We start from the raw sequence: 23,633 nt of genomic DNA on the forward strand, positions 1-23,633 counted from the left end.
ACCGGGCCGTCCGGTGACGGGCCGGGACGCGGACGGCGTCAGTCGCGTGCGGTGCGCGCGCCGACCGGCTCTCTGCTGTGCCGTGGTTCGGTGTGGCCCGGGAAGGGACGCATGGTCTCCGAGCCCTGGATCTCACGCACACCCTGCGGCTCCGGAGCGCGCTCGGGAAGCGGGGTGCCGTCGGTCATGTGACGCACGACGTCCACGAGCTCCTCGGGGGTGTCCGCCTCGGCGAGTACGCCTCGCGCCGCGGCCTTGGAGCGCGGGGTGGCCCAGTAGCGGCGGGTGTGCTCGCCGTACCAGACCATCCAGCCGGGTAGCCGGGCCGCCAGCTCGCGCGCGGCGGTCTTGCCTTCCGTGACCTCGTTCGTCATCACGACCTCTTCCATGGTTCATCTGTCGCCGGCCGCATGGCCGTCGCCACCGCTGTGAACGCCCTCGCGAGCGTGTCGGCGGTCAGCCACCTACGGCGGTTGATCGACCAGCTCGAACCAGGTCGCAGCTTCCCTTGATCTCGTGGTAGTAACCTCGCCCCACCACTAAGGTACGCGGAAATGCCTCACATATTCCGATAAAATCCAACATCATTTAGATCGCCATCGTTCAGTGCGCCACGACAGGCGGCGGCGCCGTGCTTCCCCGCGGGGTCAGCCGCGCCGCCTCGTCCTCGAAGCCTCCCACCTCGTCCCCCGCGATGAGGCTCATCAACCGCCGCGCCGCGTGCGCGCCGTAGGCGGGGATGTCCCGGCTGAGCGCGGTCAGCGCGGGCCGTACCACTTGGGAGAGCGGCGAGTCGTCCCACGCCACGATGGACAGGTCCCCGGGTACGTCGAGCCGCATCTCCTGTGCGACCGACAGCCCCGCGACGGCCATGATGTCGTTGTCGTACACGATCGCGGTGGGCCGGTCCGGCGAGCTGATCAGCCGCCGGGTGGCCCGCGCGCCTTCCTCACCGGTGTAGTCGGTGTGCACGACGGTGTGGCCGGTCAGCCCGAGCTGTCCGCACACGGTGTCGAAGGCGCGGTCGCGCAGCACGGTGTGCACGAGCTGCGGCAGGCCGGCGACCCTGGCGATCCTGCGGTGGCCGAGCGCGTACAGGTACCGCACGGCCTCGTGGACGGCGGGGGACTCGTCCGACCACACCGGCAGCAGGCCGCCGGACTCCGACGGGTGGCCGACGACGACGGCGGGAAGGCCGAGCACCCGCAGCTCGGCCACCCGGGGGTCGCCGAAGTGGAGGTCGACCAGGATGGCGCCGTCGATGCGGCCCTCGCCCCACCAGCGGCGGTACGCCTCGATCTCCTGCTCGTGGTCGGCCACGACCTGGAGCATCAAGGCGAACGACCGCGCGGACAGCTCACCCTCGATGCCGCTGATCAGCTCCATGAAGAACGGCTCCATGCCGAGGACGCGCGCGGGCCTGCACACTACGAGGCCGACGGTGCGCGCCTGCGCGCCGTTGAGCGCGCGCGCGGCGCTGTTGGGCCGCCAGCCGATCTCCTTGGCGATGGCCTTGATCGCGGCGCGTTTGGACTCGGACACGCCGGGACGGTCGTTCAGCGCGTAAGAGACGGCGACCTTGGAGACCCCGGCCCGGCGCGCGATGTCTGCGATCGTCGGTCGTTTCACGTCCGCTCCCTGGCTGAACCGGTTATGTTGCGGCGTTCTGCCGCGCACCTTACTACGCACCCTGCGACGACGTCCCCCGTGTCGTGGCGGAGCGTGATCGACCGTCGACCAGGAAGTCGTGCAAAGAACTACAAACCGACCACGCATCCCCATTAATACTAGGGCCTAATCCCTGGCTCGCCGCGTCCGGAACGGGCTTCCCGGGAAACCTCCCTGGGGCTGGACGATGTCTCAAACGGGTCACGCCTATTGACACACCGGACACAGGAAATTTACTTTCACGGTACTTATCCGGTTCATCATCCGCTGCCTGAGCTGCCGCGACGGCAACGGCCGGCCGGCTGTCCCCGGTCCGGGGATGAGGTGTGACGACAATCGAATCCTTGACCGAGCAAGCGGCGACCCGCGTATGGGAGCGCTCCCAAGAGCGCTCTCACGCTGGGTCACCGTGATCACGTACCAGGACCCCGTCCCGCCAGGGAGCACGCTCCCGTCAATCCCCCCTCCATCGGAGCCTGAAGGTTGTTCGGAACCCTCCGCGATCAGCTCGCGGAGGAAGGAGAAATCGATGCGAAACCGAGCGCGGTACCTGATCCCGCTCCTCGTCGCCGGTGTGGTGGCCGCCGGGTGTACCGGCGGCGGATCCACGCCACCCGCACCCCAGGGCTCCGGCTCGGCCAGCGCGCCAGGAGCGGCGGCGGCGAACCCGAATTCGCTGCCACGCAACGAGACGCTCTACATGAGCGGCACCCAGTGGGGCCCGCCGGCCAACTTCAACCCCATCCGTGAATGGGACTCGGCCACCGGCACCAAGGGCCTCGCGTACGAGACCCTGTTCCACTTCGACCCCAACGCCGGCAAGCTCATCCCCTGGCTCGCCGAGAGCGGCGACTGGGTCGACGACAAGACCTACCAGGTCAAACTCCGCTCCGGCGTCACCTGGTCGGACGGCAAGCCGTTCACCTCGGCCGACGTGAAGTACACCTTCGAGCTCGGCAAGATGGAGACCATCCCGTATCACAACATCTGGGACTTCCTGACCACCGTCGAGGCCGTCGACCCGCAGACGGTGAAGTTCAGCTTCTCCAAGGCCAACTACCAGCAGTGGAGCTTCAACCTGTACAGCAGGTCCATCGTGCCTGAGCACATCTGGAAGGACCGCTCCGAGCAGGACGTGCTGGACGGCGTCAACGAGAACCCCGTCGCCACCGGCGCCTACAAGTACATGAGCCACGACCAGGACCGCGTGATCTGGGTCAAGCGCGACGACTGGTGGGGCAAGACGGCCCTGCGGATGGACCCCAAGCCCAAGTACATCGTCGACATCGTCAACTCCAGCAACGAGGTCGCGATGGGCCTGCTGCTGCAGAAGGGCCTGGACCTCAGCAACAACTTCCTCCCCGGCGCGGCGAACCTCGTCAAGGGGAACTTCGGCGTCTCGACGTTCTACCCCGAGCCGCCGTACATGCTGTCGGCCAACACGGCGTGGCTCGTGCCGAACACCACCAAGAAGCCGATGGACGACCCCGAGTTCCGCAAGGCGCTGGCGTACTCCGTCGACACCAAGAAGATCATCGAGGGTGTGTACGGCAACCTGGTGAAGGTGTCCAGCCCGACCGGCCTGCTGCCGCAGTGGGACCAGTACGTCGACCAGTCCGTGGTCGGCCAGTCCGGCTTCACGTTCGACACCGCCAAGGCCAAGAAGCTGCTCGCCGACGCCGGCTACCGCGACCGCGACGGCGACGGCCTGGTGGAGAACAAGGACGGCTCCAAGATCAACCTCAAGCTGATCGTGCCGTCCGGCTGGACCGACTGGATGGAGTCCATCCGGGTCATCGCCGCCAGCGCCAAGGACGCCGGGATCAACGTCACCCCCGACTTCCCCGACTTCAACGCTCTGGTGGAAGTGCGCAACAGCGGCAAGTTCGACCTGCTCATCAACAACGAGCGCGGCCTGTCCAGCACCCCGTGGACGTACTACGACTACATCTTCCAGCTCCCCATCAGGAAGGTGCAGAACACGGTCAACTTCGGCCGGTACGAGAACAAGGAGGCCTGGGACCTGGTGCACGAGCTCGACCAGGTGAAGGCCGACGACGTCGAAGGCATGAAAGCCGTCATCTCCAAGCTCCAGAAGATCCACCTGGACGAGATGCCGATCATCCCGCTCTGGTACAACGGCCTGTGGTCGCAGGTCAGCAGCTCGGTCTGGAAGAACTGGCCGTCCTCGGCGCCGAACGCGCCGAAGACCGCGCCGGTGGCGTGGCGCAACTGGATGGAGCTCGGCGGGTTCGAGACCATCGCACAGCTCCAGCCGGCGAACCCCTGACCGGACGACCTCGCCCCCTCCCGCCAGGCGGGAGGGGGCTTTTCTGGAGATGATCTCGTGCGCCACTACTTCGGCAGAAAGCTGCTCATCTACGGCCTGACGTTCTTCGTCGCCGTCACGGTGAACTGGATGATCCCGCGCTTCATGCCCGGTGATCCCGTCGCCAGCATGCTGGCCAGGGCCCGGGTGAGCCAGCCCGAGGCGCTGGAGGCCATGCGGGCCTACTACACCAACTTGTTCGGGCTCGACGAGCCCCTGTGGCGGCAGTACCTCAACTTCTGGGCCGCGCTGCTGCAAGGCGACTTCGGCATCAGTGTGTGGGTCTTCCCGACGCCGGTCGCCACGGTCATCCTCGGCGCCGTGCCGTACACCCTCGGCCTGATGATCCCGGCGGTGCTGCTCAGCTGGGTCGTCGGCAACCGCCTCGGCGCGTTCGCGGCGCGGCGCAAGCTGCTCGACAACACGGTGCTGCCGGTGGGGTACCTGCTGACCGCGACGCCGTACATGTGGATCGCGGTGATCCTCGCCTGGGGTCTCGGCGTGGTCGCGGGGATCTTCCCCGTCGCCGGCGGCTACGGCTTCTCGCTCAGGCCCACGTGGTCGCTGGAGTTCATCGGGAGCCTCCTGCTGCACTGGGCCCTGCCGTTCGCGTCGCTGTTCCTCGTCGCGCTCGGCGGCTGGGCCATCGGCATGCGCAACATGATCATTTACGAGCTGGAGTCGGACTACTCCAACTACCTGGCCGCGCTCGGCGCGCCACAGCGGCTCATCCGCAGGTACGCCTTCCGTAACGCCGTCCTGCCGCAGATCACCGGCCTCGCGCTGCAACTCGGCGTGCTGGTCGCCGGCGCGCTGGTCACCGAGATCGTCTTCTCCTACCCGGGCCTCGGCAGCCTGATTCTCAAAGCCATCCAGAACCAGGACTTCTTCCTGCTCCAGGGCACGTTCCTGTTCATCGTGCTCGGCGTGCTGATCGCCAACTTCATCATCGACATCGTCTACGTCGTCGTCGACCCCCGCACCCGGGCCGGTATGGCGGGAGCCGCCGCATGACCGTCATCGACACCGCACTGCCGCAAAGCGCGACGAGCGTACGGCGCGAGGCGCTGTACTTCGCGTTCCGCAACGTCAAACTGCTCATCGGTCTCGGCGTCATCCTCGTGCTGCTCGCGATCGGGATCTTCGGCCCCCTGCTGGTCGCCGGCACGCCGAACGCCTACTCCGGCCTGCCGATGCAGCCGCCGTCGTCGCAGTACTGGCTCGGCACCAACACCTTCGGCCAGGACATCTGGGTCCAGTTCGTGTACGGCCTGCGCACCACGTTCATCGTGGGGGTACTCGGCGGCGGCCTCGCGGCGATCATCGGCATGGCCGTCGGCTTCCTCGCGGGCTACCGCGGCGGGCTGGTCGACGAGATCCTCAACATGCTCACCAACGTGATCCTCGTGCTGCCGACCCTGGCCGTCCTGCTGATCATCAACGCTTACCTCGGCATCCGCAGCGTCGGCGTGCAGGCCCTGTTCATCGGCCTGACGAGCTGGCCGTGGGCCGCGCGCGCCATCAGGGCCCAGACGTTCTCGCTGCGCACCCGCGAGTTCGTCGACCTGGCCAGGCTCAGCGGCGTGCGCACCCCGAAGATCATCCTGCGGGAGATCGCGCCGAACATGAGCTCCTACCTGTTCATGACGTTCATCCTGCTCTTCGGTGGTTCCATCCTCATCGCGTCCTCGCTCGACTTCATCGGCCTCGGCCCCACAGAAGGCGTGTCCCTCGGCCTGATGCTCCAGAACGCGCACCAGTGGAGCGCGCTGCATCTCGGCCTGTGGTGGTGGTTCGTCCCACCAGGCGCCGGCATCACCGCGATCGTCGGCGCGCTGTACGTCGCCAACGTCGGCCTCGACGAGGTCTTCAACCCGAAGCTGAGGGATTCATGAGCCTCACGGTCAACGACCTCCAGGTCTACTACCGGACCCTGAAAGGCGACGTGAAGGCGCTGGACGGCGTCACGTTCTCCGTCAGGGACGACGAGATCCTCGGTCTCGCCGGCGAGTCCGGGTGCGGCAAGACCACGCTCGGCAAGAGCCTGATCCGCATGGACGGCCGCATGAAGCACGTCGGCGGCACCGTCGAGCTGGACGGCGAGACGCTTCCCATCGGCGACGACGCGCGCATGAACGCCTTCCGCTTCCACCACGTCTCGCTCATCCCGCAGTACTCGATGAGCGCCATGAACCCTACCCGCAAGATCGGCAAGATGGTGGCGGAGCTGGTCAGGTCGCGCGGCGCCAGGCTGGACCGCGACGAGCTGCTGTCCCGCCTGGATCAGGTGGAGCTGTCGCACGAGGTGCTCGACCGGTACCCGATCGAGCTGTCCGGCGGCATGAAGCAGCGCATGGTCATGGTCATCTCGACCCTGCTCAACCCGTCGCTGCTCATCGCGGACGAGATCACCTCGGCGCTGGACGTGTCCACGCAGAAGGCCGTCGCCAAGGCGCTGGTCGGCTTCCGCCGGTCGGGCTTCGTCAAGAGCATGATCTTCATCACGCACGACATCTCGCTGACGTACCAGATCGCCGACACGATCATGGTGATGTACGCCGGCCGGCTCGCCGAGAAGGCCCCCGCGAGGACCATCGTCAACGCACCGAAACACCCCTACACCCAGCTCCTCATCAACTCGCTCCCCGAGGTCGGCGTCCGCTACGCCGACAAGAAGCTGACCGGCATCCCCGGCAGCCCCCCCTCGCTGCTCGACCCCCCCTCCGGCTGCCGGTTCCGCGACCGGTGCCCCCTCGCGTTCGCCAAGTGCGCCGAGGAGGAACCGCCGGTGACAGAGCTCGAACCCGACCACTTCGTCGCCTGCTGGAAGGCATGATGCTCGTACTCGATGACGTCACGAAGGTCTACAAAGTAGGCGCCTTCGGTGGCAAGACGATGACGGCCGTCGGCGGGGTCAGCTTCGACGTACGGCCCGGTGAGGTCGTGTCCCTGATCGGGGAGAGCGGCAGCGGCAAGAGCACCATCGGCCGCATGATCCTCGGCCTCACCCCCGTCACGTCCGGCACCATCTCCTTCGACGGCACCCCCGTGAAACCCGGCAAGGACTACTACCGGCACGTCCAAGGGGTGTTCCAGGACCCGTTCAGCTCCTACAACCCGGTGTTCAAGGCCGACCGGGTCTTCGGCATGATCAAGGAGCAGTACCACCCGGCCGACAAGGCGTGGGACCAGCGCGTCGAGGAGGCCCTCACCTCGGTCCGGCTCAACCCCGGCCAGGTCCTGAACAAGTACCCCCACCAGCTCAGCGGCGGCCAGCTCCAGCGTCTCCTCATCGCCAGAGCGCTGCTGCTCGACCTCAAGCTCCTGGTCGCCGACGAGATCACCAGCATGCTCGACGCCTCCACCCGCATCGACGTGCTCAACCTGCTGGCCGACCTCAAGACCCGCGGCCTCGGCGTCCTGTACATCACCCACGACCTGTCCCTCGGCAACTACCTGGCCGAACGCACCGTCGTCCTGCGCCGCGGCGCCATCGTCGAGACGGGGCTCACCGGCAAGGTCTTCGGCGACCCCCTGCACCCCTACACCCGCCAGTTGCTGTCCGCCGTCCCCCGCCTGCACGCCTCCTGGGAGGACGCCGCCGCCGTGGACACGTGCCTGTACCACGCGAGCGGCGCCACCGGCGCGCTGCACGAAGCCGAGGAAGGTCATCTCGTGGCGTGCGCACGCCTTCCGTCCTGTCCCGCGGCCTGACATCGTGGGTCCGCTCCGGCACGGAGCGGACCCACGTATTCGTAAGGAGCTGGACATGCACGACGACCCGCCGTTCCCGTACCCCGTCCTCGAGTCACTGCGGAAGGCACCCGGCGACATCGCCTTCGAGCACGGGGACCGGCTGGTCTCACGCGGCGAGCTGCTCGACCTGATCGAACGCCTCGCCGCCGCGCTGCGCGACAAGGGTCTCGGCCCGGGTCGCGGCGTCGCACTGTACACCGGCGTCTCGCCGGAGGGGTTCGCCGCACACATGGCCGCGCACCTCTTAGGCTGTCGCGTCCTTTGTGTACGTCCCGGGCTCACCCCTCGCCTGCTCGCGCACGTCCTCGGCATGGAGGTCGACGCCGTCGTCGCCGACGCCTCGACCGCCACCCCGGACCTGTTCACCGCCGCCGGTCCCGCCGCGGTGCTGTCGCTCGGCCCCGTCGAAGGCGCGGCCGACCTGCTGACGTGCACCGACCGCGTCACCGAGTGCATGGGCCGCATGGACGACGTGGCACTGCTGACCTTCACCAGCGGCAGCACCGGCGTCCCCAAAGGCTGCGCGTTCACCTACCGCGGCCTGGCCGCGCACTGGTCGTGGAACCCCCGCAACTGGACCCCGATGGCCGCAGTCGTCGCCGCGTCCTTCGAGCGCTTCGCGGTGTTCGGCACCCTGGCCGCCTCGGTGATCCTCGACTATGTGGTGCTGTGCGTCCTCGGCGGCGGCACCGCCGTGATCCCGGTCGACGACGGCCGTCCCCTGTACCCGTACGCCATCGAACGCCACCGCCTCACCGGCACCGTCATGGCCGCACCCCGCCTGTGCCAGATGCTCGACGTGCTCCGCGAGGAGAAAGCCGACACCAGCAGCCTGCGCGTCGTCATGGTCGGCGGATCCCCGATCACCCCACACCGCCTCGCCGAGGCCGTGGAACGCCTCGGCCCCGTCGTCTACCACGGCTACGGCATGACCGAAGGCAGCCTCATCTCCATGCTCACCCCCGCCGACCTCGCGCGTTTCCCCAACGCCACCGCCTCCGCCGGCCTCGCGCACCCCGCCGTCGAGATCAGCGTCCGCGACGAGCAAGGCCGCGACCTCCCCACCGGCCACACCGGCGAACTGTACGTCCGCAGCCCCTACCTCATGACGTCCTACTGGAACCAGCCGGAGGAGACCCGGGAGGTCCTCCACGACGGCTGGCTCCGCACCCGCGACCTCGGCCACCTCGACACCGACGGCCTCCTCTACCTCTCCGGCCGCATCAGAGACGTCATCCTCGTCCACGCCTCCGTCGTCTACGCCGGCCCCATCGAACGCCTCCTCGCCACCCACCCCACCGTGGCAGAGGCGTACGTCACCGCGGCCCCCGACGACCGCACCGGCGAAGCCGTCCACGCCTTCATCGTCCCCGTCCCCGGCCGGACCCCCGACCCCGCCGCCTTGACCACTCTGGTCCGCGCCGAACTCGGCGCCGACTCCGTCCCCAAGACCATCACGACCGTCACCGACGTCCCGGTGGCCCCCAGCGGCAAACCCGACAAACGCGCGCTACTGGCACAGTACGGCCCAGAGGCGCTCGGCAGTCTCTGACACAGGGACCGCCGAGCTCCAGTCAGATGGTCGTGCGGCTGCGTTCTTTCACCTCCAGAGCACGCGCGAAGGCCAGCTGGTCCCGCCGCGCGTCGGTGATCGACGCGATGACCGACAGCCCGGACGTCCGGCACATCCGCACGTCCGTGATGGCGTCCACGAGAGCGATAAATATCCGATGGTCAATCGGTCCTATTGGTAGCGTTAAATGCATTGAAAGCGGTAAATGCCGGTCTTGTCCGGTGGGGGCCGCGCACCGGCCGCGCGGTCAGACCTGGTCGAGCCGGTACACCCGCCTCGCGTTCCCCGCGCCGGTCAGGTACGCGATCCGCTCGGCGTCGCCGTACGTCCACTCACCCGCATCGACCCCCGGCCGCAGGAACGCGTCCAGCCCGCGCCTGAACCACAACGCGCCGAGATAATGCAGCTCAGGCAGCCCGAACCCGTCAGAGGAGAACAGGAACTTACCGAACGGCGCGAGCTCCAGCGTCTCCGCGATCACCGCGGCGGCCCGGTACCCCGCGTTGTGCGTGGCGAGCCCGACGTCCACATACACGTGCGGGAAAACCTGCGCCAGGTAGGCGGCGTTCCGGTGGAACGGGTAATTGTGCAGGAGCATGACCGGCGTACCGGCCGCCGCCGTGGCACGCAACCAGCCGGTCAGCAGCAGCGGGTCACCGCGGCCGAGGTCGGCGTCCGCGTCCCCGTACCCCACGTGGAACTGCACCGGCAGCCCGAGATCCACCCCGCACCAGGCGAGAAACGCGTGCAACGTCATGTCGGCGAGCCGAGGCGCCGCGTCGTCATTGATCGAGTACAGCCAACGCCGCGCCGCCGCCGTCACCTCCGCACCGGACGGTCGTGCGGCCGGCAACGCCAGCCCGGCCCGATAAGCGGCCACCGACTTCACCCCGACCGCGTGCTCGGCTCGCTCCGTCAGCCGAGCACGCACCGCGTCCCCGAACTCCTCCGGCGACGGCCGCTCCGCCGCCACCTCCTCCGCCACCTGCTCAAGCCGCACGATCTCATGCGCTCGTGCTTCCGCGACCTCCCCCATCCGCGCCGGCGAAAGCAACCGTCCACCCCCGTACCCGGTGTCCACACACAGCTCCGCCACCCCCGCGGCCCGCAGAAACCGCCGATTCACCTCGACACCCCCCACCTCCCCCCGCCGCGCCACGTACTCATCAGCGGACACATGCGCCGCCAGCCCCAGCACCGGCGCACACCACCGCCGCACCGCCAGCCCCGCCAACGAGTCGAACACCGTGGTCCCCACCGCCACCTCACCCGCCTCGGTCAACAGCGACTCGAACTCCGCACGACCCACATCGTCCCCCACCACCCCGTGACAGTGGTGATCCACCAGCCGAAGCCCCGCCACGCACCCGAGCAAGTTCATGGACGTCACGCCACCCATCATGTACAAGAAGCGAAATGGACCGACCAGAACGCGACCGCCGCGCCACACCGGCCCCCATGGACCACCAGGAACGCGACGAACGCACAGAACCGGCCGCCATGGACCGTCAGGAACGCGGCCAACGCGCCGAGCCGGCCGGCCTGGACCGACCAGAACGTGACCGCCGCGCCGCGCTGGCCCGCGACAAGGCCCGTGACCTCGCCGCCAAAGGCGTCACCGGCGTGGCCGTCACCTGGGTCGACACCAGCGGCATCACCCGCGTCAAAGCCGTCCCCTTGGACCGCCTCCCGCACGCCGCCGCCTGGGGCATCGGCGCGTCCCCGGTCTTCGACACCTTCCTGCTCGACGACTCCACCGTCCAGGGCCGCTTCGCCGGCGGCCCCGTAGGCGACCTGCGCCTCCACCCCGACCTCGACCGCCTCACCCCGCTGGCGGCCCTCCCCGGCTGGGCCTGGTCCCCCGCCGACCGCTACGACCAGCACGGCGACCCCCACCCCCTGGACGCACGCCACCTGCTCCGCCGCGAAGTGAGCAAACTCGCCGCCGACGGCCTCACCGTACGCGCCGCCTTCGAGGTCGAATGGGCCGCCTCCATAGGGGACGGCGACGACTTCACCCCCGCCTGCACCGGCCCCGCGTACGGCATGACCCGCCTCACCGAACGCGCCGACTACCTGCGCGACATCATGGAAGCCGTAACGGCCGCTGGCATTGAAGTACGGCAGATCCACCCCGAATACGCCGCCGGCCAGTACGAGATCTCCGTAGCCAAAGACACCCCCATAGCCGCCGCCGACACCACCATTTTGGTCCGAGAAACCATCCGCGCCATAAGCCTCGACCACGGCCTCCGCGCCTCGTTCTCCCCCAAGGTCCTCGCGGACGGCGTAGGAAATGGCGGCCATGTGCACCTGAGTCTGTGGCGCGACGACACCAACCTGATGACCGCCGGCGAAGGCCCCCACGGCCTGACCAAAGAAGCCGAATCCTTCACCGCCGGCATCCTCACCCACCTCCCCGCACTCCTCGCCATAGGTGCCCCCTCAGTAGCGAGCTATCTCCGCCTCATCCCCTCCCACTGGGCCGGCGCCTACGCCTGCTGGGGCCTGGAGAACCGCGAAGCCGCCCTACGCCTCATAACCGGCGCAGAAGGCGAACACCACACCGCCGCCAACATAGAAATCAAATGCATAGACCAATCCGCTAACCCCCACCTGATCCTCGCCGCCCTCCTCGCCACCGCACAAACCGGCCTCAAAGAGACGACCCCCCTCCCCCCTCCCGTGACCACCGACCCGGCCACCCTCGACGACCAGCCCCGCCTCCCGACCACCCTGGACGCCGCACTCCGATCGTTCGAAGCCGACCCCGTCCTGACCGAAGCCTTCGGCGAAGCCGTCATCGACACCATCACGACCGTTCGCCGCGGCGAAATCGCCTTGTTCGCCGACGCCACCCCCGAGCAGATCGCGTCCCGCACCCGCTGGCGGCATTGAGTCGACCACGCCTGCCTGGATGTGTGTTTATCCACAGCTTGTGAATGGGCTACATGGACGCTGTGGCGTAGGTGCTGTCGAGGTATGAGGCTAAGTGAAACTTTCACGACTTAATGCGGACACCGGTACACGATCGGAACACGGGTAGCTAGAAACCATGATGTGCCGCAAACGGTGATCAAACGTTCAATCGGACATACTCATGCGCTACGAGCGCCACTCCTCTAATCTACTGTCACAGTGATCTCGGCATGTGCTGATCGAACTTATGTTCGCGACATTTCTGGGGGTGGGAGTCGTTACGGTCAGAAATAAAGTTCTGCTGCGTATGTCCTAAACGTTCGCCTCAATAGATTAATTGGTGGCTTGTCTGTCTGGCGGCAAGAGCTACACCGATTGGCGTAATTAGTCAAGGTATAAGCATTGTTGCTTTACTTTGGATGCCATTTCTTGTTAGCATGCAGACGGCCCCGATCTGATGTAGACAAGGAGACGGGCTTCATGTTGCAGTTGGGGGCCGACCCGGGACTCAATGCGATTCAGGACTATGTCCAAAAGCTGGAAGAAGAGCGCGGCTTCACGGGAAACAGCGTACAGCAAACCGCGCTGCTGCTCGGCGAGGAGATCGGCGAGCTGTTCAAGGCCCTGCGTAAGCAGCAGAAAATGGCTATGGACAGCAAGTCCAACGTCGGTACGGTCGAAGAGGAACTGGCCGATATTCTCATCTACCTGTGTGCGCTTTCCAACAGACTGGGCATAAACCTGGAAACCGCCTTCAGAGACAAGGAGGAGATTAATAAGCTGCGTACTTGGAGCACCGGTGCGTAGCCGAGGCCGAGATCTTTGATACTCAGCTAAGGGGACCCGATGAGTGGGCCAACGGGCTTGTTCGTCGCTGTGGACGGTCCAAAGCATGCCGGTAAGACATCGGTACTTCCATTGGTGGTCCAGCTCCTACGTCAGCGACGGTACTCGGTCTTGCTCACCAAGGAGCCGACTCCCGCTTTTGATCTGACGAACGAAGAGCGGCACAACGGTCTGGCCCTGGCGGAGCTGCTGGCTGCTGACCGAGCCCAGCACCTCAGGCAAATCATTGTTCCTGCGCTTGGTACAGAAGACGTGGTGATCACTGATCGTTACATCGCTTCATCTATGCATTTTCAGGTGCAGGATGGCTTGTCATTCGATCAAGTGCGGCAGTTGAACGCAGATTTTATATTACCGGATATCAACATATTTATGATGGCGGACGAATCCAGCCTGGATTCACGTCGTAGCCGCCGAGGCGTCCTGACGCGATTCGACGGTGTTGGCGACTTTGCCGGGGAGGTCAGCTCATGGCGAGTCGTAAAAGGTCACATGGCGAGCTGTGGTGTGCAGGTGGTCATCATACAGAACAACGACGACGTCGCTCCTGAGCAGACCGCGTACACCATGGCCAAGGTGATAATGGAGCGGTTGGAGGAGGTAGGGAATGGGCGGCCCGAGTCCACTTCCTATTGAGGATATAACTGATGAGCCTACTGCCTTCGCATTTCTGCTTGGAGTGCTGTTCAACCAGCGCATGAAAGCGGAGCGGGCATGGCGTGCACCCTATGAATTGAGCTCACGAATTGGCGGGATGGGTCCAGACAAAATTCTGGTGCTTCCGTTGCCGGTGTTTACCGAGCGATTCGCAAGCCCTTTTGCCATACACCCTTTCAAGTTCGCGATGGCGGAAAATACGTACCGAGCGGCAGAGATCGTGTCAGCCGATTATGACGGAGACGCGCGAAATATCTGGACAGATGTCACTGCCTCGCAGTTCACCGCGCGACTGCAGCGGTTCCCAGGGATAGGGGCCGGCAAGGCGCGTGTCGCCCTCTTCGTTGCAACGGTTGCCCTGGGTATAAGAGTGCGTGCCGATTCCGGCTTCTACAGTATAAAGTCTTGCGGCAGTCTCGCCGCGCTCTATCATCCTGTTCACCAGCCCTTGCTGGTCAACTAGGTAAAGAGGAGAGTCGAAAGATGACGGAAGGATTATTACCAGACCTGCACTTCGATGATGATGACCAGTGTTACAAGACGGACGATGAGCTCGGCGTCGAAGATCTCGTCGCGTCGATGGACCGACCGTTGAGTGCGACCTACCAACTGACGCGGGAGTGTAATCTCCGTTGCACCTACTGCTCCGAGCCCCCGGGAATCAGCAGTAGCTCACTCGACCAGCACAAAGAGAAGATCGATAAGCTCGTCGGCATGCGTCGCATAATTTTGTCCGGCGGTGAGCCGATGGACTCTCCATACTTCTGGGAGATACTGGAGTATGTCCAGAGGAAGTTCGAGCTGATCGTTCTTTCTACTAATGCGACACGCATAGGCCGGGAAGAGGCTTTACGCCTCAAAAGTATGGTCGATTACGTCGACGTTACCGTGGATGGCCCCCGGCGGCAGCATAACCGGATTCGTGGCCAGTACGACGCCGTTGTCGACGGTCTTATGCATCTTCGCCTCGCCAGGATACCGCTGTCCGTGATCTGTGTATACATGCCTGAAGAAAAACTCGACGGGTCCAACCTTCTCAAGACACCCCGGCCAGGCAACCGTGATGTCATACATTACATTTGTCAGCAGGGCGATATGCTCGGTGCCAAGAAGGTGAAGATACTCACTCCGATCCCCAAGGGCCGGAGTGCCGGTTTCTTCGAGGATTTCGCCACTGGACCGGAGTTGGAAGAGCTCGCCGATTTCCTTACGGCCGAGAAGAAGAAGAACGGCTGGAAGGTCCGTATAGTGATCTCGGATTGGATGAAGATCGGCCAAGGTCACGCGTGGCTTATCGAGCCCGACGGTCGAGTGATCGCATCACCTGTTTGGGATCAGGCGAACTGCTTGGAGCGCATAGGCGATCTTTCTGATCAGAGCAGCGCCGAACTGTGGAGACGCTACCCTTACAAGCAACAGCACCTCGCCAAGTATCTGGAGCGCACGTTGATCGTGCGGTAGGTCATTGTTCTTCGATGAAGCCACTTCACATCTGTCGGCCGCGCATCGTTCCGGACAAAATCGCGGGATCTAATCGTCGTCGCGAGGCAATCACTCGGCATACTCACGTGCGGGTCGCTGACTCCCCGCTCCAGGTGACGTGAAGGCGCAAGTCGTTGAGGAGCGTCGGCAGAACGGTCTCCTCGTGAATGGCGATGTTCCGGCGGCTCATGACATCCGCGAGAGCGGGCTCCCAGGGGGTGGGGGCCGGTGTGCCGGTCAAGGGGAGCACCATGTCCGGTGGACGGGTGGTCACGGCGTTCGAATAGTCGTCGGCGCTCATCCGCCATGGCTTCGCGCCGATCGTGAGCAGGCGTGCCGTGATGGCGACTCCAGGCCAGTCGAAATCACCGTGGTAGTGCACGGTCACGCCGCCGTCGATGAGTCGTCGCAGTGTCGTCAAGGCCGCTACGGATGGGTTACCCGCGAAGCAGATCAGCGGGACCGGCACCTCGGTCCGCGCGGCTGCCTGGAGGATCTGGGGGTTCTCGCAGGCGAAGACGTGTGTCCCTGGGACGGACAGGTGCTTGTCCTTCGCGGCGCCGCGAAGTTCGTACAGGCTCAGATGGGTCACGAGCTTCAGACCGGCGCGAACGCGCATCATCTCCGACCAGGGGTCGGGGCCAGGTGGCCGCAGGTACCAGCTGAGCACGCTGCTGGACAGCAGATCCGTCGTCACCCCGAGCCGTGCCCATAGGTTGCGGCGTTCCTCAGCCGACACGGGTGCGGGGACGCCAGAGGCGGCGGCTGCTGCGCGGAGCATCAGCGAACTCGCGAGGCGTCCGTCGTCAAGGGCATGTGCGTCGCCGGCGCATCGTCCGGCCAGCTCGGCCAGTTCCCAGCTTGACTGAGTCGTGTCGGCCGCAGCGAAGAGCGCGCTCGACGCCGTGCATTCGGCCAGAACGGCCGAGAACTGCGCGACCGCTACCGTGGCGGCTTCGACACCGGCCCGAGTCAGCAGTCCAGAGCGGCGTACCCCCTCGGTGAACGCCGGAGCCCAGTCCGCGTCCACGACTCCGGCCACGGATAGAGCGGCGTCCAACGCGGCCCAGATGCCGGCCCAGGAGGCGCGCGCTGTCTCTCTGGCCGCCACGCGGTCGACGAGATCGCCTTCGGTGAGCTGTCCGACGACCGTCACCAGGCCGGCGGCGGCAGGAGATGATCGCAAGGCAAGGTCGAGCTCGTTGAGGGGGACGCGGATCCGTCCGGCGGAGAATGACTTGCCGAGCAAGCCGGAAAGCCTGTCGGCCCCGCGCTCGTCCAACGTGACGAGAACGGTGCCTGTCACGGCCAGCCTGCCGCGTTCTAGCTTGGTGCATACCGCGGCCCACAGCGGTGCGAGGCAGGCGTCGGCGAGATATTTTCGAGTCTTCTCTGGCAGGTGATGCCGTGTCGGTCCGCTCATCGTGCGGCTCGCAGGTGACGGTTGTGGCCGTCCCAGTGCATGTGTGTGGTCACGGCGGCTGTTCCTTCGCCGCGCCGGATCTCGTAGCAGTCCAATGCGGGAACCTGCTCGTAAAAGCCCCACAACGCGTGGCCGGTCATGGCGAAGTCGAGGTCGAGACGGACCAGCAACCCCATCAGCTCGCCGATCGTCGGATCGTCGACCTTGGCGAAGGCGTCGTCGAGCAGGATGAGCCGAAGAGCACGTGACGTGTCAGGCAGTCCCGACAGGTACGCGTCGGCGGCGCCGAAGAGCGTCACGTACGACACGAAGCGGGTCTCCCCCTGACTCAGCTTGGCGCGACGGCTGATTTTCCGCTCCTGGCCCGGCTCCGGTCCGGTGATGAAGACCACCACCTCATGCCAGGCGCGGTAGTCCAGGGCCGATTTCAAGTGGTCGGCGTATCCCGCGGTGGGATCTGTCGCGAAACGCCGTTCGACGCGGGTCTTGAGAAGGTCGGTCAGTTCCTCGGTGAGATCTGGGGCCCGCACATCGTCGGCTATCGCGATCAGTTCGCGGATCCTCGTGACATCCGCGTCCACGCCTTCGGCGAGACTCCAGCGAAGCCGGACTCCGATGCCGTGGCTGGTACGGATATCCGCGAGGGTCGTGTTCATCGCCTTGATCAGAGCTTCCGCCTGGCGGAGTCGCTGCCGGAGTTCCTCTGCGACACCGCCGACCACGAATTCGGTGAAGATATTCCTCTCGCGCTCGGTCAGTGCTTTCTTGCCTTTGGTTCTGCGGTGCTCCAGATCGGCGGCGGCCTCCGGCAGCGAGCGCCGGCCGTTGGCGTCGGCGATCGCCATCAGCCTGACACCGTCCTGCACCGTGGAGATGACATCGAGCTCCCCGGAGAGTTCACGTTCCGCGTTCTGCTGAGCACGAATCAGGACATTCTCGTCGGCGAGTCGGCCATCTCGGCCGATCGCGGCAAGCACCTCCGCGACGCCGGCCTCGACACTCGCGGGATCGCTTTCCGTGATCGTGAGCTGGAAGCGTGGCTGTCCGGTCGCGGATGCCGCCAGCCCCGGCAGCCCCAGCCGGGTCGTCAGTTTTCCCGCCGCCTCGATGAGGAGGCGGCGGGTCTGTGTGGCCGTGTCTCGCGCGATTCGCGCCTCAGCCTCAGCGGTGCCTTTCCGCTCGGCGAGGCCGGATGCACGTGTCCGCATTTCCTTCAGATCACGACGGCACGCCGTCAATTCCGTCTCAGCCGCACGCAGCTCCTTACGCACGGTTTCGGCCTCGACGCCGATGCTGGAGCTCAACGCCGCAAGTTCGGCGGCCTCCCCCTGCCACGTCACCCATTGTGTCTCGGCTGTCTCCTCGGCTTCGCGTCGTTTCAAGCGGGCGGCCTCGCACTCCGCCACGGCCGTCACGTGGGTGCGTATCCTGCGCCGTGCCTCAGTGAGGTACCGGACGCTGCTCTCGCACAGATGTAAGGATTCCTGAAGCGCGTGACGTGCGGCGGCGAGTTCCTCGGCCGAGTCCGGCAGGCCGAAGTCGGCACACGCGTCCCGGTGTGCGGCAAGGGCTTCGGTCCATTCACGGCGGAGCCTTACCGCGGCCCCCCGTTCCTTGCGTGCCTCCGCCTCGGCCTTCTTCGCCTGACGTTCGCCGGCCGTGACAAGGACTTCGGCTGTTCGCACTGCATGACCGCGCGGAGCGGAACGCACCAGCGCGTCGAGTTCCTGGCGTTTGCCGAGCAGAGCCGACTGTTGGACGACGCGAGCCTCGGCGGAAGCGGTCAGCATGGCGAGTGACTCGTCGATCTCGGCGATTCGTGCGGCTCTGGCGGCGGCTCGGGTGGCTGCGCCGATGTGCCGGGCCGTCGTCGCTCGGTGGCGGCCGGCCAGAGGACCGTTGCCCCATGCTCCATCGGTGTCCACCCAGGTCGGGTGACTGCGATCGTTCAGCGCGATCCTGGAGAGCACGCCACGGACCTGCTCGGCGGATAGCCGGCTTGTCGGGTCTGGAGTCAGCGCTTCATTCAGGGAGCACGTCGCCATGGGGCCGGTAGGACGCAGGAGTAACTGTCCGTCGGAGGCGATGAGAGCGCCATCGGTGGTGATCGTGGCCGTGAGCAGTCCCGATGCGAGCAGGGCGGCTTCAAGGCCGGCACGTTGCGGTGCGTCGAGATGGGAAGCGAAGTCCACGGCGCGCCACAGTGGCACCTCTCCCTCGGACGGTACGCGTGTCCAGTGTGGCGCCGGGGGATCGGGGTCGTGCGCGGCGAGCAGCCCGGTCCGCTCCGCCATCAGCTCTCGACGTTCCTTGTCTTCGGTCTCCTGCGCTATGTCGAGTAGGTAAAGCTCGCGGGAGATCTCGTCGTGGACCGGGGAGGAGGCCCGCGCGGCGACATCCTCGAGTTCGGTGAGCAGATCGGCGCTGTCGCCACCGGTGAGCACGTCGGCGTTCTCCAGTACCGCTCTGAGCGCGGTGCGGCGCCAGTCGACGTCACTCAGCAGTTCTCTGGTGGCCTCCGCATCCAGCCACGCACGCCATGAGCGCGCCAAGGCGAGTCCGGCCTCGTCCCTGGCCTGCTCCTTCTCTGCCACCTCCTGCAGTAGGTCGGCGAGGCGTTGCTCCGCCTCAGAGGCGCGATCGTCGGCTGTCCGCACCCTGAGCGCCTGCTTGTCAAGGCGCTGGGCCTGATCCAGCCGCGCTGCCGCGTGTACGTTCCGCTGCCGCGCCGCCTGCGCCACCGACTTCACTTGCTCGACGGTCCCGCTGAGGTCCTCAGGCGTCACTTCGAGGCGGACGGGTGCCGGCCGGGTTACCGGCTCCGGGTCGGAGTGCAGGGTGGGCCTGGACACCTCCACTGATCCCGGCTGGTCGATTCGGACGCAATCGACGTGAGGCAGGGATGCGTGGAGGCCGGCTCGCGACAAACAGTCGCGTGCCTCTGCCATGCCGGCGACGGCGTCGCCGGTCGCTTCCACGGCCTCGGCGGCGCATTCGTCGGCTTTTCTCACCTTCGCGTGCTCGTTGTCCCCGGCGGTGTTCGCGGCTTGGATGGCCAGCTCGGCGGCGCGCTCAAGAGCCCGGACCGTCTGCTCCCTGTCCTCCAGGTCTCTGGCGTCGCCGTACTCCTTGGACCCGCGGATGCCTTCCACGGTCCTGCTCAGCTCGTCCTCGGTGGCCGCCAGCTCTCCCACGCGTGCCTCGGTCAGGGAGTGCTCCTCGGTCAGCCGCAGGTGTATGTCGCGGGCTTCATCGGCCTCCCGTTCGGCTTCTGTCACGGCTACGGCGGTGGCCTGGGTGGCCTTGGCGGTCTCGCTCAGAACCCCTGCGGCGTAACGCCGGTATGTGTCGAGGAAGGCGGCCACCACGCGGTGTGCTGTTTCCAGGCGCTGCTGAGCGTCTCGTGTCTCCGAGAGCTCGTCGAGCCGTTCACCTGCCCGGCCCAGTGCGGCCTCGCTCGGCGGCGGCAGCGCGTCGGACAGAATCTGCGGCAGCTTCCCTTCGTCGATTCGGTTGCCGACGTCGGGAGACCGTAGCGTACGCAGAAGCTGGAGCAGGCCGGCGAAACGGTCCTTTCCCGAGTCACCCGGCAATCCGAAGATGGCCGTCCGGACACGCTCGCGATGAATCTCCGGCGAATCGGTGATCCGATCCGCACCGATCAGGCTCGCCAGATCATCCCGCGACAACGGAACGCGGTCCTCACTGAGAAGATGAAGGTCATGCCCCACCCGGTTCGGCGTCGTGAAGTACCACGCCTTCGCTTCCCCTGCGGACCTCGAGAACCGAATCAATGCCCCAAGGGTGATGTGTTCGCGCTGCGCCGCACCACCCTGCGTCACCGTGGTGTCGTCACCATGGCGCATGAGTTCGAGCCACAGGTATCCCAGCCGGTTCTGCTGGTCGTCACCGCCGACCCGCATGAGGTCTTCCAGTCGGACACGGCCCGATCCGGTGGCGTCCATCTTGCGGCGGTCGGCGTCGAGGAGGAACGGCAGAAGCATCTCAAGCGCACGGGATTTCCCCGAGCCATTGGTGCCTCGCAGCACCATCCTTCCACCGGAGAACTCGAACTCGGTGTCGTAGTAGTACCAGACATTGACGACGCCGGCCCGATGAAGGCGCCACCGATGTGGATGATGCTTGGCCGGAGTCATTTCGACGCCAACGGGACCGCCGGTCAGGGGAACGGTGTGTGCACGGCTCAGGATGGTCATGACCTCTCCACGGTTCTCAGTCGGCGACCAGCAGTTCTTGGACGTACCGCGGACCGTCGTTCAGACGCTGCTTGGAGCGTGTCGTGGCCGGTGTGTGCACCGCGGGACGGTACCGGGCCGCGGCGGGATGGACGATGAGGCCGTCGGTGACGACGGTCACCAGGCCCACCGATCGCAGCAGGTGGACGACGTCGTCGCGCAGCCGCCGGGGATCGTCGAGTACGTCGCCACGCCACGCCTTGGCGTGGACGCGTGCGAGATTCCTGAGGCGGTCGTCGATGACGGGCCAGGGGGCGAGCACACCGGGTAAGGTCCGGCCGTCGAGGGTCGACTGGGTGGCCGCGTCCGGCTGGAGGCTGTCGATGAGCGCGGCGATGAGAAGCAGCGAAGCCTGCCGTACCGTCCCGGTACCGGGGAACGCGATGTCGGTGAGTTCTTCGTCGGTGTCGTAGGCCAGAGCACCTTCAGCGCGGACCTCCAGGCTGAGGCCGAAAATCTCGTCGAGGACACGCGTGAGTTCCCTGCGTTCCCTTCTCAGGACGTCGCGCTCGGCATCGCTGAGATCACTCCGATGCGACACCGGGTTCTCCACCAGCTTGCGGCGCAACGTGATCCGGGGCTGCTCGGGTGTGTCGGGATCCACGGCCCACATCAGGCTCGGCCAGTCGAGATCATGCAGTGGTCGTTTGATGAGGTGAGGCAGCAATCCCCTGGTGATGGACAGCAGCGCCTCATCGTGGCGCTCGCTCCAGGCCGCCACGGTTCCATCTGTTTCGCTCAGCACCCCCCACGACACGAGAAGCTCGATCGCGGTGACGAGGTCGCGGCGTTCGGCGAGGGTGTCGTCGAACGTGAGTCCGGTGGCGGCCGCGTCGGTCCGGATCTGTGCGACGAGCTGTGACAGCAGGATCTGCTCACCCACATCCCGCAGCAGCAGGCCGGCGCAGACCAGCGAGAGATAGGTGTAGGTCCGCGGCGTGAACTCGGCGCCGGAGGAGCGGCGAGCCGGCCGGACAGGAGCATCGACGGAGAGCGGCGTCTTGGTGAGGCGCGCGAAACCGGATTCGACGACGAGAGCGTAACCGAGCACGCGTGCGAAGGCCTGTTTGAGCGTGCCGGCGTGCCGGCGTACGAGCGCGAGCTGCTCAGGGTGGCGATGCGCCGTGAGCACGGGCTGCTGGAGAAGCACCCTGGCGGCCCGGCGCCGCTCCTCCGCATCATGGGCCGCGGTGGTCATCTCTCTGTTCCCGTCCGGTCGTCGTCGGCTCGAACATCGGTGGAGCCGTCGAGTGGTGTGACGTGCAGGCTTATGTCGTGGACTACGAGCCGGCCGTCATCGGAGTGAATGCGGGTCGCTCCACCCGGCCGAGGTACGGCGACCAGCGTGAGGCGCAGATCGGTGTCCGATGAGGTCACCGGACCGGTCAGATCATGTGCGATGGCGAGCAGGCCGGAGAGCTTCTCGAGTAGCAGGTCGCGGGCCGCTCGGGAGATCCGCGCGTCGCTGAGATCACCCACTGCGACAAGCTCGGCCGCCGCACCCGCTTTGCGTTCCGCCTCCTCGCGTGCCTCCGCCAACAGCCGCTCACGATCGATACCAGGGTCGGGAACCCGTGCGGTACGGCCTCGTGCGGTCCGGTCCCCGCGTTCCCGCAGCGACACCGGCACATCCACGGGGTCGGTCTCCCACCACGACGTGGCCGGTGCGACGTCGGCCCCCGTCTCGTCGGGCCCCATGAGCAGGTGCCGGGAGGGGTAGGCGCCGAAGGCCGCCGCGAAGATGCGGTGCGCTTCCTCTGTCTCGGCCTCGGCGAACCACGCGGCGAGCCGGAGGAAGTCGTTGCGGCGGGAGACCCCGGTCTCTGCGGCGGCCAGCATGCGTTTGGCGTTCGCGAGGAGCTGGCCGAGCGCCTGTTCGGCGGCCGACCGCAACTGGGCCGGTCCGGAGCGGCCTTCTCCGCCGCTGTACCAGGCACGCAGGTCGTGCCATTCGGCGGCTGTCCGGCCCGGTGATCGCTCCGCGGGGCTCCCGTCGGGGCCGGTGAGCTGAGGGAGCGTGGCGAGGGCCGCGAGAAGCCGGTCGAGATCGGTGATGACCCTTTCGACCCGATCGGCGACCGCAGGCGCGTGCCTGGCGACATCGGCTGTGATGAGATCGACGTACTGCAGAAGCATGGTCTTGAATTCCGTGTACTCCGATCCCGCCAGATCGTAGCGGGAGAGCACCTCGTGCAGATTGCTGTAGAAGTCCCGCACGCTCTCGGTGAACAACCGCTGGTTGTTGAAGACGGTCGTCACATCGGCGGCCAGCGCCTCCTTGTCCATGCGCCGTCGCTCGGCAAGCCGCGCCAGGATGCGGTCGAGGAGTTCGACGGTACGGCCGAGCAGTTCCCTGGCGACCTCGCGTGCGCCGTCGGTCGCGGAGAGCAGTTCCTCGATCTGCCGATGGACCCGGCCGCCGAGTTTGGAGACCTGATATCGGGAACGTGAGCGCAGCAATTCCGCGACCGTGGAGACCCGCGCGTCGCGCACCGACCGGACGAGGTTGCCCCACGCCTCCAGTTGCTTGCACCGCTGCTCCACGTCGTCCGCGATCATGACGACCCCGGCCTTGGCCAGCAACGCGGTGGCCTCCGCGGCGGACAGATCTGTGAGCAAGGTGTCGGTGAAGATCCTCATGAGCGCGATGTATTCATGAGCACACTTGTCCGCGGTGGCGTATCGATAAAGATCCAATCGCGCCTGTATACCGGGGGGTAAGCC

Annotated in this window: 19 protein-coding genes; 11 read left to right on the plus strand and 8 right to left on the minus strand. The window is 66.2% G+C overall.

All coding sequences use genetic code 11. From position 1 onward, the window contains the following. Positions 1–38: 38 nt before the first annotated feature. Positions 39–374: a hypothetical protein gene (locus tag BJ992_RS03005; RefSeq protein WP_184978422.1), complete on the minus strand. Its 336-nt coding sequence runs from the start codon at positions 372–374 to the stop codon at positions 39–41. A 229-nt stretch (positions 375–603) separates the two neighbouring features. Further along, positions 604–1,629, minus strand: coding sequence for a substrate-binding domain-containing protein (locus BJ992_RS03010; RefSeq protein WP_184978423.1), 1,026 nt, complete (start codon positions 1,627–1,629; stop codon positions 604–606). 568 nt (positions 1,630–2,197) lie between these two features. Here BJ992_RS03010 and BJ992_RS03015 point away from each other — a divergent pair. From BJ992_RS03015 to BJ992_RS03040, 6 genes are read left to right on the plus strand one after another with little or no spacing between them, the layout of a single operon-like run. Beyond that, positions 2,198–3,958: an ABC transporter substrate-binding protein gene (locus BJ992_RS03015; protein ID WP_184978424.1), complete on the plus strand. Its 1,761-nt coding sequence runs from the start codon at positions 2,198–2,200 to the stop codon at positions 3,956–3,958. 57 nt (positions 3,959–4,015) lie between these two features. Beyond that, positions 4,016–5,011, plus strand: coding sequence for an ABC transporter permease subunit (locus BJ992_RS03020; RefSeq protein WP_184978425.1), 996 nt, complete (start codon positions 4,016–4,018; stop codon positions 5,009–5,011). Beyond that, complete coding sequence (locus tag BJ992_RS03025) at positions 5,008–5,892, plus strand: ABC transporter permease (protein ID WP_184978426.1); 885 nt, start codon at positions 5,008–5,010, stop codon at positions 5,890–5,892. The genes BJ992_RS03020 and BJ992_RS03025 overlap by 4 nt, the downstream gene beginning before the upstream one ends. Then, positions 5,889–6,833 (plus strand): ABC transporter ATP-binding protein, encoded by a 945-nt coding sequence (locus tag BJ992_RS03030; RefSeq protein ID WP_184978427.1) that lies wholly within the window; start codon positions 5,889–5,891, stop codon positions 6,831–6,833. The genes BJ992_RS03025 and BJ992_RS03030 overlap by 4 nt, the downstream gene beginning before the upstream one ends. Next, positions 6,833–7,711, plus strand: coding sequence for an ATP-binding cassette domain-containing protein (locus tag BJ992_RS03035; RefSeq protein WP_184987508.1), 879 nt, complete (start codon positions 6,833–6,835; stop codon positions 7,709–7,711). The genes BJ992_RS03030 and BJ992_RS03035 overlap by 1 nt, the downstream gene beginning before the upstream one ends. A 55-nt stretch (positions 7,712–7,766) precedes the next feature. Then, positions 7,767–9,305, plus strand: coding sequence for a class I adenylate-forming enzyme family protein (locus BJ992_RS03040; protein ID WP_184978428.1), 1,539 nt, complete (start codon positions 7,767–7,769; stop codon positions 9,303–9,305). Between the two features lie 22 nt (positions 9,306–9,327). On the opposite strand, the gene BJ992_RS03045 is transcribed toward BJ992_RS03040, so the two are convergent. Both BJ992_RS03045 and BJ992_RS03050 read right to left on the minus strand, forming a co-directional pair. Then, a complete protein-coding gene (locus tag BJ992_RS03045) occupies positions 9,328–9,465 on the minus strand; it encodes a hypothetical protein (RefSeq protein WP_184978429.1) in 138 nt (45 codons plus the stop codon). A 108-nt stretch (positions 9,466–9,573) separates the two neighbouring features. Beyond that, positions 9,574–10,707 (minus strand): amidohydrolase family protein, encoded by a 1,134-nt coding sequence (locus tag BJ992_RS03050; protein WP_184987510.1) that lies wholly within the window; start codon positions 10,705–10,707, stop codon positions 9,574–9,576. 35 nt (positions 10,708–10,742) lie between these two features. On the opposite strand from BJ992_RS03050, the gene BJ992_RS03055 reads away from it, so the two are divergent. From BJ992_RS03055 to BJ992_RS03075, 5 genes are all read left to right on the plus strand, one after another. Further along, positions 10,743–12,224 (plus strand): type I glutamate--ammonia ligase, encoded by a 1,482-nt coding sequence (locus BJ992_RS03055; RefSeq protein ID WP_221474666.1) that lies wholly within the window; start codon positions 10,743–10,745, stop codon positions 12,222–12,224. A 501-nt stretch (positions 12,225–12,725) separates the two neighbouring features. Further along, a complete protein-coding gene (locus BJ992_RS03060) occupies positions 12,726–13,052 on the plus strand; it encodes a MazG nucleotide pyrophosphohydrolase domain-containing protein (RefSeq protein WP_184978430.1) in 327 nt (108 codons plus the stop codon). Positions 13,053–13,091: 39 nt separating this feature from the next. Further along, the gene (locus tag BJ992_RS03065; protein ID WP_184978431.1) at positions 13,092–13,727 is read left to right on the plus strand and encodes a dTMP kinase; all 636 of its coding nucleotides are present in this window, start codon (positions 13,092–13,094) and stop codon (positions 13,725–13,727) included. 43 nt (positions 13,728–13,770) lie between these two features. Continuing rightward, complete coding sequence (locus BJ992_RS03070; RefSeq protein WP_184978432.1) at positions 13,771–14,211, plus strand: HhH-GDP family DNA glycosylase; 441 nt, start codon at positions 13,771–13,773, stop codon at positions 14,209–14,211. Between the two features lie 20 nt (positions 14,212–14,231). Continuing rightward, positions 14,232–15,209 carry a radical SAM protein gene (locus BJ992_RS03075; RefSeq protein WP_184978433.1) on the plus strand — a complete coding sequence of 326 codons (978 nt, stop codon included), beginning with the start codon at positions 14,232–14,234 and terminating at the stop codon, positions 15,207–15,209. A 103-nt stretch (positions 15,210–15,312) separates the two neighbouring features. Here the strand turns inward: BJ992_RS03075 and BJ992_RS03080 are convergent, their stop codons facing one another. From BJ992_RS03080 to BJ992_RS03095, 4 genes are read right to left on the minus strand one after another with little or no spacing between them, the layout of a single operon-like run. Beyond that, positions 15,313–16,653, minus strand: coding sequence for a TIGR02679 family protein (locus tag BJ992_RS03080; protein ID WP_281390286.1), 1,341 nt, complete (start codon positions 16,651–16,653; stop codon positions 15,313–15,315). Continuing rightward, positions 16,650–20,870: a TIGR02680 family protein gene (locus BJ992_RS03085; protein WP_184978435.1), complete on the minus strand. Its 4,221-nt coding sequence runs from the start codon at positions 20,868–20,870 to the stop codon at positions 16,650–16,652. The genes BJ992_RS03080 and BJ992_RS03085 overlap by 4 nt, the downstream gene beginning before the upstream one ends. A 16-nt stretch (positions 20,871–20,886) precedes the next feature. After that, a complete protein-coding gene (locus BJ992_RS03090; RefSeq protein ID WP_184978436.1) occupies positions 20,887–22,107 on the minus strand; it encodes a TIGR02678 family protein in 1,221 nt (406 codons plus the stop codon). Then, complete coding sequence (locus tag BJ992_RS03095; RefSeq protein WP_221474667.1) at positions 22,104–23,606, minus strand: TIGR02677 family protein; 1,503 nt, start codon at positions 23,604–23,606, stop codon at positions 22,104–22,106. The genes BJ992_RS03090 and BJ992_RS03095 overlap by 4 nt, the downstream gene beginning before the upstream one ends. Positions 23,607–23,633 lie beyond the last annotated feature (27 nt).

It is taken from the genome of Sphaerisporangium rubeum, assembly GCF_014207705.1.
Classification (GTDB): Bacteria; Actinomycetota; Actinomycetes; order Streptosporangiales; family Streptosporangiaceae; genus Sphaerisporangium; species Sphaerisporangium rubeum.